The following is a 14,497-nucleotide window of genomic DNA, read 5'->3' on the forward strand; positions in this document are numbered from 1 at the left end:
AAAATGAGTCAAGTCAGACCAGACGAAGTTTCGGCCATTTTACGAAAACAGCTTTCCGGATTTGAATCTGAAGCCGATGTTTACGATATGGGTACCGTTTTGGAAGTGGGTGACGGTATCGCCAGGGTATACGGCCTGTCGAAAGTACAGGCGGGTGAACTGGTTGAGCTTCCCGATTCCATTGACAGTGAAGGCCAGCCGGTGCGGGGTATGGTACTTAACCTTGAAGAGGACAATGTGGGTATTGTACTCTTTGGTTCCTCGAGCGTTGTTGAGGAAGGTCATACCGTAAAGCGTACAAAAAGTATTGCATCACTTAATGTTGGTGACGGTATTCTGGGACGTGTTATTGACCCGTTGGGTCGTCCGCTTGACGGACAGGGAGAAATCACGGGCGATACTATAGAATCACCGCTTGAAAGAAAAGCTCCGGGCGTAATCTACCGGGAACCGGTAAGTGAGCCGCTTCAGACCGGTATCAAGGCTATCGACTCCTTAATCCCCATCGGGCGAGGTCAGCGTGAGTTGATTATTGGTGACCGTCAAACCGGTAAAACGGCGGTAGCTATCGATACGATAATTAACCAAAAAAATACACAGCAAACGGACAAGCCTGTATTTTGTATTTACGTGGCCGTAGGTCAGAAAGGATCCACCGTTGCGTCTATTGTGAATACCCTGAAAGAGTATGGTGCCATGGATTATACCGTGGTTGTATCCGCACCTGCCAGTAGTTCTGCTCCGATGCGCTACATTGCACCCTTTGCCGGTGCCGCGATTGGTGAGTACTTCAGGGATACCGGACGACACGCCCTTGTAATTTATGATGACCTCTCAAAGCAGGCTGTTGCCTATCGTGAACTCTCCCTGCTGCTGAGACGTCCACCGGGACGTGAAGCGTATCCGGGTGACGTATTTTATCTGCACAGCCGCCTTCTGGAAAGAGCGGCCAAAATCATCGACAATGATGAAGTGGCGAAAATGATGAATAACGTTCCGGAAAGCCTGATGCCCAAAGTGAAGGGCGGTGGGTCTTTGACGGCCTTGCCGGTTATTGAAACGCAGGCGGGCGACGTTTCAGCGTATATTCCGACCAACGTAATTTCGATTACTGACGGTCAGATCTTTCTGGATACGGATCTTTTCAACAGCGGTGTACGGCCTGCCATTGACGTGGGTATTTCCGTATCGCGTGTGGGTGGTTCTGCACAGGTGAAGTCGATGAAGAAACTGTCTGGTACGCTGAAGCTGGATCTTGCACAGTACCGTGAACTGGAGGCGTTTGCCAAATTCGGTTCAGACCTGGACGCTGCTACCCAGCGCCAGCTGAAGCGGGGTGAGAGAACGGTGGAACTGATGAAACAGGGCGAATACCAGCCGCTGCCTGTCGAGCAGCAGATTGCTCTGCTGAAAGTTAACAGTGAAGGTATCCTTGATAAGCTTCCTGTAACCAAAATTCAGGCGTTCGAATCGATGTTTCTTGAAACACTCAGTGTGCGTTTCTCCAAGAAACTGGATGCACTGGCCGACAGCGGGGTTCTGGATGATGCGTTTGGAGAAGAGATCATCGAGACTGCCAATACAACCGTAGATCAATTGATGGCAGAGGTTGAGGCATAACCCATGGCAAACCTTCGTGACATACGGAACCGGATTTCATCCATTGAAAACACGCAGCAAATCACAAAGGCTATGAAAATGGTTGCTGCTGCCAAGCTCAGAAAAGCGCAGCAGCGTATGCTGGCAACACGGCCTTATGCCAACAAGATACAGTCTGTTGTCGGAAGGTTGGTGGATGGGTCAGGCTCGGATAATGTGTTACTGCGACAGCCCGAGTCAACCGAACGCGTCCTCATGATTGTAATAGGATCCGACCGGGGTCTTTGCGGTGCTTTCAATAACAATTTGTTCAAGGTGGTTGAGGAAAAGATCCGTACCAAGTACGCTGAGTTTCACGAAGAGGGCAATCTTGATATTATCACTGTTGGCCGCAAAGCAGATGCGTATTTCAAAAAGCGTAAATACAATGTTACCGGATCGAATGTAGGTTTCTTTGATAAGCTGAATTATGAGTCGACGGCTGAAATCATGGAGAATGCGATTGCATGGTTCAGCGATGGATCATATGACAAAGTGGTTCTTGCCTACAATGAATTCAAATCTGTGATTGCGCAAAATAGATTGGTTGATGAAGTACTGCCGATTCAGCCGGATAAGATCGCAGGAGATAACGAAGAGCCCGATTCCGGCAACGGTGATTACTTATTTGAACCGGATACGGAGACCATTTTGCGTGATATTCTTCCTGCACACCTTAATATGCAGCTTTGGCGTGCGGTATTGGAATCCAATGCCTCCGAGCAGGGAGCTCGTATGGCGGCAATGGACAACGCCACCGAAAATGCCAAGGAACTTGAGCGTGAACTGAGACTCGAGTACAATCAGGCTCGCCAAAGTGCTATTACAACAGAGATATCTGAAATTGTATCAGGTGCTGCAGCTCTGGAGGATGCATAAAAAGCTTTTTTGCAAGGTGATTAGGTAAAAATTATACAACCTGTTATTTTTAGTTTTTCCGGAGGGATGGCAGAGTGGTCTCCCATAGGGATCCCTTCGGGGGAATGCGGCGGTCTTGACACGTAGTGATCCGCCGGTTGGCGGAAAAACCGTTGAGGCGCAAGTCTCCGGTAAGCTCTTTAAACATACTGAGGTTGAGCTTGTACAGCGCGTATATTTTGCAAAGTGAGAAAAATTTGTCTCATTACTATGGTCACAGCGGTGACTTAGATAAAAGACTTAAAGAACACAATGCTGGTAAAGTGCGTAGCACGAAAGCTTACAGACCCTGGAAATTGATCTATTTTGAAGAGTTTCTGACGAAATCGGAAGCATACAAAAAAGAACAATTTTTCAAAATTATTGATGGTTATAACTATTTGAAATCAAGTGGTATAATCTGATTTAGTAGTTAACGAATCTCTATTTTTGGAGGGATGGCAGAGTGGTCGAATGCGGCGGTCTTGAAAACCGTTGAGGCGCGAGTCTCCGGGGGTTCGAATCCCTCTCCCTCCGCTTTTAAAAGCCCCGGCTTTCAGCATGGGGCTTTTCTTTTTAAATAAAACTGAGGTATTTGCGTTTGTGGCTTTGAAATGTGAACACCAATCCTCCACCATGATCAAAAGAATTCTGCTTGTCCTGATGCCTGCAGTATTGTTTATACAGCCGCAAATCCGAGCACAGGATACAGTTCGTGTAAATCTAACTGAATTTATTCAGCGCGGTCTTGAGAAATCCGGACAAGTTGCCTACCAAAGGGGTGCAGTCGATCTTGCAGAAAATAGAAGCGATCAGGTTCGGTCCCAGCGATTTTTGCCCAGCTTCCAGCTGAGTACCCAGCATGGTGTGGTGCCGGGTGTTAATTCGCCCCTGGGACTGCCTGACAGCCAGCTCTATCTGGATCCAAATTTGGAAAACGACTGGGAAAACTGGGCGGTTTTTACACGGGCTGAAGTTCGTGCAGTACAGCCTGTTTTCAGTTGGGGAGCCATCACAAAAGCGATAGAAGCAGCTGAAGCCGGTGCTAAAGCGGCCCAACATCAATTTAGTGCCGCCCGATCGGAGGCAGAGATACAGCTTTATGATCTGTACTACAGTTTTCTCCTGGTAAAAGAGATTCAGGTTATTTTGGATGATGCATCTGAACAGATTACCAGGGTGGAAGAGCAGATAGAAGAGATGCGCGAAGAGGGTAACCCGGATCTGGAAGAATCTGACGTATTCAAATTCGAAATATACCGGTCAGAGTTTGAGATAAGAAGAAAAGAGGTGGAGGAGAGTGCTGCTAGAGTGCGCAGGGTCTGGGAATATATACTGGGTGATGAAAACAATGAGGTATTCAGGCCCGCTCAGCAATTTCTCGACCCGGTTCCTTTTGAACTTGAAGCTTACAGCTACTATCAGCAGATGGCTATGAATGAACGTGCAGAGCTGAAAGGTGTTGAGTACGGCATTGATGCACTCCAGAAAACATCTGAAGCGGTGCGTTCTCAGCAATATCCGCTACTATTTATGGGCTTGTCGGGCAGCTACGCCAACACACCGAATCGACCGCGACAAACCAATCCGTTCATTATAAACAGTACCAACTACGCATCTGCAGCGGTTGGCTTCGGAATAAGGCAAAACCTCAATTTTGGATCCATGAAAGCTTCCGTGGAAAAAGCCGATATTGAATACAGAAGGGTCCGGGACCTGAAAAAAGCACTTACGGACGGCATTGTGCTGGAGCTCACTGAATCTTATCAGGAAGCTGTTGTTGCCGATGAAAGGGTTAAGCGTACAGACGAAGCGCTGGTCACAGCACGTAACTGGGTTAGAAATGAACAACTTAACTACGATATCGGTTTTGGAGACGTGGAGAACCTGCTTGAAGCTGTTCAGAAAGAATTAGAATTACGTGTTGAGCTGAAACAAAATGTGTTCGATTTTAATAAGAAGGTTGCAGCACTGTATAAGGCTTCGGGTATCCCCATTTATCAATTGAGCACGAATTAACCATCAGGAATAGCGACATGACAAAGAAATTCTTCTTTTTAATTACAGTTTTTATGTTCATTGGCAGTACGCTGATTGCGCAATCTGCAGAGCAGGAAATCAGAAGCATGCTGGATGAGCGTGACGAAGAGATAAAGGAGCTTCTTGGTCCCGAAGGAAATCAGTATTCCCAGGAACAGCGCGACAGGTTAAAAACCATTATCAATGATATTATAGATTACAGGGCCATGGCAAGGCAGGCTCTGGGATCTACCTTTGATGAGATTTCCGATGAGAAGAAAGATGAATTCGTTAACCTTTTTTCCACAATTATCAGAGACAATTCGCTTAACAGGCTGGATATCTATCGCGCAGAAGTGACCTACGACGAAATCAACATAAGCGATGGAAGTGCAAATGTGCGAACCACCGCACAACTCGACAATGTTCGAACTTCCGTTGATTATGTAATGGAACGCAACAATGGCAACTGGGTTATTACGGATATGTCGATAGATGAAGTTTCCACTGCAGAATCGTATAACCGCCAGTTTCAGAGCATAATCAGACAGCACGGGTTTGACGCACTCATGGAAAGCCTGCAGCGCAGAGCTGCCAGATCCTCCACTACGTAGCAATTGCCTGAATACATACTGCTAAATGCTCGATAAGCTGTCAGAAATATTCGCTGCCCGAATGCGGCCAGCCTCAGGTTGATTGAGAGATAACTGATCGTCCGGACACAACCGGTATCAAAGTTAAAACTTATACGAAACCGTACCTTCTGCCTCGTCCGTGCTCTTCTTGTAGGTCTTTTCGGTGAACGTGTTTAATTTCCCGGTATTTGAACCGGCTTTGATTAGCGTGGAACAGCGCGTTCCATAGGATTCGGATGTGATAAATATCGATGATACCAGCCGTTCCATCTGCGGCGATAAGCCTGTTGACGGAAGGCGATCGTCGGGAAAAATTTCCCGGTCTCTTAATAGCTCAAAAACTTCATTGTCCAGGTCTGCCCGCCTGTGCTTAAGGATTTGCCTGAAACAGCCTTTAGCCTTTTCTGTTTTTGGCCAGGGTGTGTCCAGAAAAGCATTGCTCAGGGTATGTATACCGGGCGCTACTTTTGATATTTCGTCAAGCTCATTTGAGTAGTACCAAAGTTCGGTTGTTGTACCGGCAATAAGATTAAACCCGTTATACTGATCCGCAGTGCCTCTGAGTTTTTTTAAATAATCCGGTGCCTCCATTCCGGATGTCAGATAGGCGGTTACGATATCGCCGCGACTGGGTGCATTGTCCTTGATATTCTCAATGTCTCTGTAGTTGGTGATTGCAGCAAAACGATGATCACTGGTGATCCCCAGCCAGGTGCCGCCGGCCTTAAGATCCCGTCCCGCAAGCAAGCCGGGGTGATCATACCAAAACGTTGCAGGCTGGGCGGGCCGGTCGTAAAATTCATCCCGGTTGGATGCAAAAATCAGAGGATAATCGGGGTCTGCCTGAAATGCAAAAACTGTAAGGCACATTTTGAATAGAAACCGTTTTTTATAAACTTAAAAATTATGAAACATATCCATGTAAAATACGATGTAATCCGGCGGATATCATTTTTTAAGAATCGGGATTAAAAAAGAATAGTTTGGCCACTTTCAGTGATAGTACAAAACGGGATTGGGGACTGGTAATAGCCGGCTTTTTGGGCCTAGGTCTTTTCTTTTGGTTTTATGGCATCTACCATCCTTTGAGTGTATCTGAGAATCAACTCTCAGAAACCGATGCTATTCAAAAATCGGAAGTAGTTTTCAGAAGCCTGGGCTACACGTCCGATTTTGAACCAAAAGCAAGGTTTATGGCGAATCCGCGGCTTCTGGATTCCCTGCAGGTAAGGATGGAACTGGACGAATACGGCGAAAATAATGAGATGCGCAGGCGTCTTCCTGCATACTTTTGGGAGTCCTCTTTTTTCGTAGGTGAACCGCAAGGCGATAATCCGCTTCTCGATTTAAGCGCCACGCGAGTAGTTCAGATCCTTCTGAATGAGGATGGCGATTTTCTGGGTATCAACAATAACACCAACGTACTGCCATCAGCAGGATTTAATTCTGATCTTCTGGAGGGAATATTGGGTACAGAGATATCCGGCTCATTGCCTCCCGATTCACTCCCGGTAAACCGCATTCAGTTCAGGTTCGACCCGGATGATGAAGAAACGGAGACTGGTCCGTCTTCAATTGATCTCAGTCAGATCAATTATCTGAACAGGGTAGCTGCTGAAGATATTGCGCGTTATTACCTGGGTTTGTCTACCTGGGAAGAACAGGAATTGATCGTCTCGAATGTCGAGGCTGTAAATGCGGATGGAACAGGAGCCGCCCTGGTTACATTTGTCAGGGACAATGAGATACCAGGGTATCCTACGGAAGTAAACCTGACGGTTCTGGCAACGGGTCAACTGATCTCGATGGGTTACACGCTTTTGGAAAGTCCGCCTACCGGTATCGCTCAGAGCGAGCTTGTGAATAATATTCGCATAGGAGCTGTACTTCTGGGGATATTCTGGATTTTAATCCTGTTGATTATTCGTTTCCGGATGAGGCTTATCGACATGAAGGCTGCAGTGCTTGTTGCCGTTCTTGCTGGATTCACTCTTCCGTTTATCGTGCTCATGCAGCTGCTGTACCAGTTTTTATACAATTTCGGTTCTTTCTCACTCTCATATCTGGTCACCGTCCTTACAATTCTTGGGATAACTGCTGCACTCACATCTGTGATCTACTTTATGGTAACATCGATTGCAGATTCCATTACCAGAGAAAAGTGGGTTGACAAACTCAGGACCGTGGACCTGATAAGGATTGGTCATTTTGCAAGCCGTCCCGTGGGCCTGGCGCTTTTGAGGGGTACACTCTATTCGTTTGTTTTATCAGGCTTGTGGGCTCTGATGTATGCCCTTTTACCGGGTTATCTTACAGTAGAGGAGGCCTTCTACGGGTCGAGTACGTATCTGCCGGGCGTGGTAACAACTCTTGGCAACCTCCTCTGGATCTTTATTATCTGTGAGGCGGTATTTCTGATAGTAATCTCATATTTAAGATCATATAAGAAGTCAGCAGTTACAGTAATTCTGGCTGCAGGAGTCATATTCGCTTTAATGAATCCTCTCGCAGTTCAGGTTGGACCGTTTAGCACCGAGATGTTGCTGCTTGGATTGATAGGGATTTCAGCGGGTTTAATCTACTATTACGAAGATTTCCTGACCGTATTTGTTACCCTTTTCTTTACAACCGGATTTCTTTATTCCCCGTCCGGCTGGCTTGTGGATCATTCGCCCGATGTAACGCTGATTTATATTCACATGGCACTGATCGTTCTTACGCTCATTGCAGGTATATACTCCATAAGGAAGGGAAAGTTAAACAGTGATATACCTGAATTTATTCCAGAGTACATTGAGGAGCTCGCACAGGAAGAGAGAATAAAACAGGAGCTGCAGATTGCAAGGAAGGTTCAGCAGTCATTTCTGCCGGTAAGCACACCCGATTTCAGGGGGCTGGAAATTGCTGCAATATGTAAGCCTGCATATGAAACGGGTGGGGACTATTACGACTTTATTGAACTGGATGATGACACACTGGCTGTAACGATTGGCGACGTTAGCGGAAAGGGCATTCAGGCTGCGTTTTACATGACGTTTACTAAAGGTGTACTTCATGCCCTTTGCAACGATTTCTATTCAACCATTGATGTGCTCTCTAAAAGCAATACACTGTTCAGGAAGAACGCGGATAAAGGAACATTTATCTCACTTATTTTTGGGGTTGTTGATCTTAAAAACAGCCTGTTCAGGTTCTCGCGCGCAGGTCATAACCCCTTACTCTATTACAGTATCAAGGAAGAAAAGCTTCATGAGTATACTCCCCTTGGCATAGGTCTTGGTATGGCGGATCAAGAGGTCTTTGAAAAGAACACAAGTGAACAGTCCATTAAGCTTGAAAAAGGCGATGTGCTGATCATGTTTACGGATGGTGTGGTTGAAGCAGTTAACAACAATGACTCGTTTTATGGTGAGGCACGGCTTCAAAAACTGATTCGTGCAAATTGTCATTTATCTCCGGAGAAACTGCTTAAGGTAATTGTGGATGATTTGGAGAGATTTTCTGATGGTGCCAGTCAGCATGATGATATGACAATGCTGATTATCCGGAAGCAGTGACCGGCCGCAAAACAGAGGAAAAAGTAAGAATAAGCCTCAAACATCACTTTTTTGCGGGAACTTCGTTATTTTGAATGTTATGAAACTTTCCGCACTCTATTTCACACTGTTTTCATTGATTTCGGTAGTCATGCTGAGCTCTACCGCACTGGCACAGTCTCAAAGCATGGAAGCTGTTGACCGGAATATCAATCCCGTTAGCCTGGAGGAAGCTTTAAAAGCAGCCGCCAGGGAGGAGAAAAAGATACTTATCGACGTTTATGCTGAATGGTGTCCCTATTGCCAGAGAATGCACAGCAACGTATATACAAGCGAAGAAGTGCTAAAAGCCATTTCAGAGTATTTTATCTGGGTGAAAATCAATGTGGAATCACCTTCGCCGGTTAGCTATTTCGGTACAGAAATGACGGAATCACAATTTGCATCGGCACTTGAAAATGAGAGTGTGCCAACAACCTATTTTCTCAATTCGGAAGGTGCAATCATAGGTTCTCAACCGGGCTTTATAGAAACAGAGGTCTTTGCAGCACTCCTTACGTTTGTGGGCAGCGATGCATACCTTGAACAGTCTTTTCAGGAGTACACCGGGCGCAGGTAAACAGACCACCTTTTTATTTCAGAATTTATCCTACTAACCACATGTCCCGCAGTCAGTCAGTTGAAGATTATCTGAAAGCAATTTACAAGCTGGAGAACGAAGAGGAGGGAGGCGTCTCCAACTCACGGCTGGCCTCTGAGATGGAGGTGTCAAATGCATCGGTTACAAATATGGTGAAACGACTCTCGGACAGAGGGTTAGTTGACTATACCTCGTACTACGGATCCAGGCTTACCGCTCCGGGCAGAAAAATTGCTCTGGAAATTATTCGCCATCACCGTCTTCTTGAGCTGTACCTGAAGGAGATGTTGGGATATTCCTGGGATGAGGTGCATGAGGAAGCTGAAAAGCTGGAGCATCACATTTCCGAGCAATTTGGGGATAAAATTGCGGAGATGCTAAATGATCCGCGATTCGATCCGCATGGAGATCCCATTCCAAGTAAGGACGGAGAGATGCCTGTCATGAAAACCTATCCGCTGTCAGAGTTCGAAAGCGGCCTGCATTGCATGATTAGCAGGGTAAAGGATCAAAACCCTGAATTGCTGCGCTACCTGGAAAAGCTGGGGCTGATTCCCGGTGTAAAACTGAGAATTGTTGACAGGGAGCCTTTTGATGGACCCATTACACTTGAAATTGCAGATAAGAAAATATCCATAGGCTACAACGTAGCCGAAAGCATTTTTGTGATTCAGGAGTAATAATCAGTCTCTGCTTATGGAGTGTGATCCATGGGATTGGGGTAGGTAAAGCTGAAATTCAGCTCTTTCTTCAGCTTTTTATTCGAAACCACCCGATAATCGATGGCCGGAGTATCTTTGAATTCAGGCGGCGGAAGTTCAAAATGCCGTGCAGCTGACGTATAGAATTCACCTCGCGGCGGATGTCCGTCCGATACCACATTGAAGATCTCATTTTTTATTTCCTTTCCAAGCACTTCAGCAATAACCCGTATGCAGTCATCCTGATGGATCAGGTTAACCGGTTTCAGCGGATCACGGAGCCCTTTTCTTCCGGAAAGATATTTGATGGGGTGCCGGTTGTATCCGTAAAGACCGCCAAGACGCAGGATCACGTATTCGAGACCTGACTCCATAATGACGTTTTCGGCCTTCAGAACAGCCTCACCGGATGGTCTTGCTGCAGTACCGGGTTTGGCGTGCTCCTCGGTTGTTAACCCTCCTGTGCTGCTGTAAACAGATGTGGAGCTGGTAAAGATGATTTTAGAAATGCCGCCCTCTGCAGCCCGTTTCAGGATATCTGAAATAAGTTGGGGGTATGAGTCCGGTGTCGGATCTGTACCGGCGGAAGGTGGTATATTCAGAATCAGGATATCGGATTCCCAGAAGGATGCGGAATCAGAATCGTGTAAATCGTCAGGCAGACGAATCAAATACGATGTTATACCTGCCTGTTTGAGCAGCGGTAATTTACTTTTTGAGGTGGTAGATCCTTTCACTGCAATGCCGGACACCTCTTTTTTTAAAAATTGTGCAAGCGGCAATCCCAGCCACCCGCATCCCAATATTGATACAACCATTTGAAAAAACGTTTAATTGGGCAGAAAAGGTAATCACTGATTGATGATAAATAAAGAAAAAGTGGCGATCGTTCAGCAGGTCAGATTTGCATTGTACAGTTTGCCGTAAAACTGAGAATGCGGCGTAAGGCAGAAATGACAAAGAGATTTAAATTTATACGGAACAAAGAATAGGAATCCATGTTTTTTCCATGATAAAGAAGCTTATTTTATACAAACCGGAAGTAAAGGTAAATTAACGGCCGAAAGTACGGTCCAAAAAGCTGAAGTGTCTTGTCTGAAAAAAAAATAGCCGTCATCGGAGCGGGGATTACAGGTCTTGTTACTGCCTACATTCTGCAGCAAAACGGAACCCAAACCCACCTTTTTGAAAGAAGGGCAGAAGCGGGCGGTTCAATAAAGACAGAAAGAAAAGAGAACTGGCAGTATGAATATGGACCAAATACACTGCTTCTGAAAGACAGAGAGGTGGCCGACTTTTTGAGCCGGATTCAGTTGAATGATGCGATTGTAGAAGCCAACCCTGCCGCTTCAAAACGCTTTATAGTAAAAGACAACACCCTGATGGCGTTGCCATCATCTTTAGCTTCCGCAGTAAAAACCCCGCTTTTTGGATTTGGGTCGAAGCTGCGAATTCTGGCCGAACCTTTTATCGGGAGATCTCAGGACCCCGATGAAACAGTGGCATCATTTGTGGAGCGAAGACTGGGCCGTGAGGTTCTGGATTACGCCATCAATCCATTCGTAGCGGGTATATTTGCATCCAATCCGGAGGATCTGGCTGTACGGCATGCATTTCCGCTTCTGTACAATCTGGAAAAAGAGTACGGTTCACTTGTAAAAGGAACGGTTTTGGGCCGTAAAAAACGAAAAGAAAGCGGCCGTGTGAAACGGAAGCTTATTTCGTTCAAAAACGGGATGCAAATGCTCACTGATACTCTCTCAGAGAAGATGGAGCACCTGAACCTTGAAAGTGAGGTTACCGAAATTCTGCAGTCATCCGATGGGTGGACTTTGCGTGTGAACGGAAAGGTGAAAGGTCCGTACTCCGATGTTGTAGTGAATATTCCGTTGTACAGGTGGGGAACCGATTTGCTGCCGGTACCGGATTCGATGCTCAGTAAGCTTCAGGAAGTGACATATCAGCCACTTTCGGTTATGATTGTGGGATATAAAAAAGCCGATATCGATCATCAACTGGATGGGTTTGGTTTTCTTGTACCTGAAGCTGAAAAGAGGTCGATTCTGGGGGCGCTTTTTTCATCGACCCTGTTTCCGGGCCGCGCACCTTCCGATTCGCATCTTCTTACCGTGTTTATTGGTGGCGGACGCCAGCCCGAAGCAGCTGCCCTTTCGAGCGAAGAGTTGTTTAAAAGAGTGGAAAAAGAGCTTTTTGAGCTTATCGGGCTAACAGGCGAACCTGTCATGAAAGACCATATTTACTGGCCAAACGCAATACCATCGTATCATCCCGGTTACGATGAAATACTGAACGTGTTCGATCAGATAGAGAGTGAACTTCCGGGGCTGCACCTTGCAGGAAATTTCAGGGGTGGGGTTTCAGTACCCGATTGCATCAAAAACGGAATGGAGCTGGGCGACAGACTTTCGGGGTGAAACGGAAAGTGATAGCAATCAGTATCAATTCTGCTCTTCCGGCCTTGACGAAAAAGTCTCCACCACCTGCTGCAGCAGATTTTTTCCGAAAAGCATCACGCGTTCCTGATTGCCCAGCGCCAGGAACCGGAGAAGAAGCCTTAAATCATCCATCAGCTTCGGCGGATCGGTGACCAGGGTTTCATGTTCGATCACAAAATCCCAGTCGATAGGGTGGTCGAATTTCACACCGTGTTTCTCCATGGATTGACGGTAGATATTTGCAATTAATCCATAGCCGATGGTTGTAGGATGAAGTCCGTCAAGACTGAAAATGCCGCCGCGGTCAATCTTGCCTGTTTCACGGTTGAGGCGCAGGTAGTCGGTCGAAATCTTCGGATATCCGTTTTCATCAACCATAAACGATGTTTTGGGGTTGCGAATCAGCGCGTCGATAAAATCAGTGGGGTAGGGCTGGATGCGCTCTCCCTTATGTCTTCGGCGCGCGGCAGCTTTCACATACCGGCCTACGGGAACCGTGATGAAACCAAACTCATCAGCCTGTTTTCTGATGATCTGATTGTACTGATCCACAATTTGGTCGAGAAGGATGGCGTCATTTCGTGTAAGGTGAGGATGCTTTACCGGATCAAAATCTTCATCCCAGATCCAAAACCGTGCATAGTAATCATAGTAACCGCTTTCAGGTTTGCTTCCGTCCAGATTTACACCCCGAATAGCGGGTGGAATGGTGATGTAGGGGATGGTGGGTACAAAAACGCGTTTGATATCGAGGCCTGACAGTGATGTATAGAGTGTTCTGAGCTCCTGCTCAAAATGCTCGGGTCTGAACACCGTGCACTTGCGGTCAGGATAGGGTGCATTCAGGTCACTCTCTTCCGAAAAGGCGATCTGAAGCTTGGTGGCGGCGCCTACGACATTATTATGACCGATACATACAATAAGATTTTCGATACCCCCGTCTTCCTGCAGTTCGATAATGTTATCGACCATGGTATTTTTCTGGTAATGATCACTGAATGACGGGTTAAGTACCATTCGTGCTGTGGTATACATCGCCTTGTCGGGCAGTACACTGAAAACTGAGTAGCGCGTTTTCTTTTCCTGAATGTGAAAACGGCAAAAATCATCATTAATCAGCCAGCAGTCACTGATTGAAAAACCCCAGACTCCCTGATTGTGGAAAAGCTTGTGCTGATCTGTAAAGAGTTCCTTTTTATTCCCTTCCCAGTAGGATTTTATTCTCCGGAGAGTGTTATAAACGTATCGTCCGGCCTTTACCGAATTCCAGAGATTGACGGAGCTGCCCAGTTCCTGCTCAAGTCCACGAATAAGCACCTCCATATTAATGGGAATGCCCGCCTGAGCAGTAAACGAAGGGAGGTCGAATACTGCTTTGTTGTTCATCGATCGCGCCAGAATGGCCGGGAAACTGAGATCGGTTCGGTAGATACCGCCGTTTTTGAATCCCTGGGCCATACTGTCGCCCATGGCTACCAGCTTATGTTTGTATGAATTGCGCCTGAAAAACACGTGATGAATTGCTTACCTTGATTTTTGTGAGTTTGTTATCAGAAACCCTCCGCCGTTGTACAGATCTCAAATAATGAATAAGAATATGTCGTCAAAACCAAATCCTCTTCAGGAATTTCGTGATACCCGAAAGATAATGAATGAAAAGATCATGAACCTTGATCACCTGGGTATCAAGCGGTTCTTTAACCTCGATACAAATACCTATAAGGATGGTGCTCTGCCGGGTAAGACTAAAGAGCTGCTTGGCCTGGTTGCCTCGGCTGTTCTTCGGTGCAATGACTGTATCGATTATCATCTTGAGCAATGTGCTGAAAGCGGATTCTCAAAAGAGGAAATTGTGGACGCACTGAATGTGGCGCTTGTGGTGGGCGGCAGCATTGTGATTCCGCACATGCGTCACGCCATCGCTACACTCGAACTGCTTGAGGAAGAAGGAACTCTCTCAGCGCCTCTGCGGTGA

General features: G+C 46.4%; 13 protein-coding genes and 1 tRNA gene. 11 read left to right on the top strand and 3 right to left on the bottom strand.

The window, feature by feature from the left end; genetic code table 11:
• Positions 1-3 precede the first annotated feature (3 nt).
• The 6 genes from atpA (at position 4) to DDZ15_RS10550 (ending at position 5,168) form a co-directional block, all read left to right on the top strand.
• Complete coding sequence (gene atpA / locus DDZ15_RS10525; RefSeq protein WP_109647046.1) at positions 4-1,620, top strand: F0F1 ATP synthase subunit alpha; 1,617 nt, start codon at positions 4-6, stop codon at positions 1,618-1,620.
• A gap of 3 nt (positions 1,621-1,623) precedes the next feature.
• Positions 1,624-2,517, top strand: coding sequence for an ATP synthase F1 subunit gamma (gene atpG / locus DDZ15_RS10530; RefSeq protein ID WP_109647047.1), 894 nt, complete (start codon positions 1,624-1,626; stop codon positions 2,515-2,517).
• Positions 2,518-2,642: 125 nt separating this feature from the next.
• On the top strand, positions 2,643-2,960 hold the full coding sequence (locus DDZ15_RS17070) for a GIY-YIG nuclease family protein (RefSeq protein WP_423242073.1): 318 nt from the start codon (positions 2,643-2,645) through the stop codon (positions 2,958-2,960).
• Positions 2,961-2,987: 27 nt separating this feature from the next.
• Positions 2,988-3,072, top strand: a tRNA-Ser gene (locus DDZ15_RS10540).
• 99 nt (positions 3,073-3,171) lie between these two features.
• Positions 3,172-4,554: a TolC family protein gene (locus DDZ15_RS10545; RefSeq protein WP_158278680.1), complete on the top strand. Its 1,383-nt coding sequence runs from the start codon at positions 3,172-3,174 to the stop codon at positions 4,552-4,554.
• A gap of 17 nt (positions 4,555-4,571) precedes the next feature.
• Entirely contained in the window at positions 4,572-5,168 is a 597-nt protein-coding gene (locus DDZ15_RS10550) for an MlaC/ttg2D family ABC transporter substrate-binding protein (RefSeq protein WP_109647050.1), read from the top strand.
• A 123-nt stretch (positions 5,169-5,291) separates the two neighbouring features.
• On the opposite strand, the gene DDZ15_RS10555 is transcribed toward DDZ15_RS10550, so the two are convergent.
• Entirely contained in the window at positions 5,292-6,059 is a 768-nt protein-coding gene (locus DDZ15_RS10555; RefSeq protein WP_109647051.1) for an NRDE family protein, read from the bottom strand.
• A gap of 113 nt (positions 6,060-6,172) precedes the next feature.
• Here DDZ15_RS10555 and DDZ15_RS10560 point away from each other — a divergent pair, with 113 nt between their 5' ends.
• The 3 genes from DDZ15_RS10560 to DDZ15_RS10570 all read left to right on the top strand — a co-directional run bounded on the left by DDZ15_RS10560 (position 6,173) and on the right by DDZ15_RS10570 (position 10,045).
• Positions 6,173-8,746, top strand: coding sequence for a SpoIIE family protein phosphatase (locus DDZ15_RS10560; protein WP_109647052.1), 2,574 nt, complete (start codon positions 6,173-6,175; stop codon positions 8,744-8,746).
• A gap of 79 nt (positions 8,747-8,825) precedes the next feature.
• Entirely contained in the window at positions 8,826-9,344 is a 519-nt protein-coding gene (locus tag DDZ15_RS10565) for a thioredoxin family protein (protein ID WP_146198570.1), read from the top strand.
• Between the two features lie 41 nt (positions 9,345-9,385).
• A complete protein-coding gene (locus DDZ15_RS10570; RefSeq protein ID WP_109647054.1) occupies positions 9,386-10,045 on the top strand; it encodes a metal-dependent transcriptional regulator in 660 nt (219 codons plus the stop codon).
• A 14-nt stretch (positions 10,046-10,059) separates the two neighbouring features.
• Here DDZ15_RS10570 and DDZ15_RS10575 read toward each other — a convergent pair whose 3' ends face one another.
• Positions 10,060-10,884, bottom strand: a complete 825-nt coding sequence (locus DDZ15_RS10575; RefSeq protein ID WP_109647055.1) for an NAD(P)H-binding protein — start codon at positions 10,882-10,884, stop codon at positions 10,060-10,062.
• 273 nt (positions 10,885-11,157) lie between these two features.
• Between DDZ15_RS10575 and hemG the strand changes: the two genes are divergently transcribed.
• Positions 11,158-12,501 carry a protoporphyrinogen oxidase gene (hemG, locus tag DDZ15_RS10580; RefSeq protein ID WP_109647056.1) on the top strand — a complete coding sequence of 448 codons (1,344 nt, stop codon included), beginning with the start codon at positions 11,158-11,160 and terminating at the stop codon, positions 12,499-12,501.
• Between the two features lie 24 nt (positions 12,502-12,525).
• Here hemG and DDZ15_RS10585 read toward each other — a convergent pair whose 3' ends face one another.
• A complete protein-coding gene (locus tag DDZ15_RS10585; RefSeq protein WP_109647057.1) occupies positions 12,526-14,034 on the bottom strand; it encodes a hypothetical protein in 1,509 nt (502 codons plus the stop codon).
• Between the two features lie 85 nt (positions 14,035-14,119).
• Here DDZ15_RS10585 and DDZ15_RS10590 point away from each other — a divergent pair, with 85 nt between their 5' ends.
• Positions 14,120-14,497: a carboxymuconolactone decarboxylase family protein gene (locus DDZ15_RS10590; RefSeq protein WP_109647198.1), complete on the top strand. Its 378-nt coding sequence runs from the start codon at positions 14,120-14,122 to the stop codon at positions 14,495-14,497.

The organism is Rhodohalobacter mucosus (assembly GCF_003150675.1).
Taxonomy (GTDB): Bacteria; Bacteroidota; Rhodothermia; order Balneolales; family Balneolaceae; genus Rhodohalobacter; species Rhodohalobacter mucosus.

Bases quoted from the DNA above. Each gene is read 5' to 3' on its own strand.
- atpA (WP_109647046.1), top strand. From the start codon at position 4: ATGAGTCAAGTCAGACCAGACGAAGTTTCGGCCATTTTACGAAAACAG.
- atpG (WP_109647047.1), top strand. From the start codon at position 1,624: ATGGCAAACCTTCGTGACATACGGAACCGGATTTCATCCATTGAAAAC.
- DDZ15_RS10545 (WP_158278680.1), top strand. From the start codon at position 3,172: ATGATCAAAAGAATTCTGCTTGTCCTGATGCCTGCAGTATTGTTTATA.
- DDZ15_RS10550 (WP_109647050.1), top strand. From the start codon at position 4,572: ATGACAAAGAAATTCTTCTTTTTAATTACAGTTTTTATGTTCATTGGC.
- DDZ15_RS10555 (WP_109647051.1), bottom strand. From the start codon at position 6,059: ATGTGCCTTACAGTTTTTGCATTTCAGGCAGACCCCGATTATCCTCTG.
- DDZ15_RS10565 (WP_146198570.1), top strand. From the start codon at position 8,826: ATGAAACTTTCCGCACTCTATTTCACACTGTTTTCATTGATTTCGGTA.
- DDZ15_RS10570 (WP_109647054.1), top strand. From the start codon at position 9,386: ATGTCCCGCAGTCAGTCAGTTGAAGATTATCTGAAAGCAATTTACAAG.
- DDZ15_RS10575 (WP_109647055.1), bottom strand. From the start codon at position 10,884: ATGGTTGTATCAATATTGGGATGCGGGTGGCTGGGATTGCCGCTTGCA.
- DDZ15_RS10590 (WP_109647198.1), top strand. From the start codon at position 14,120: ATGTCGTCAAAACCAAATCCTCTTCAGGAATTTCGTGATACCCGAAAG.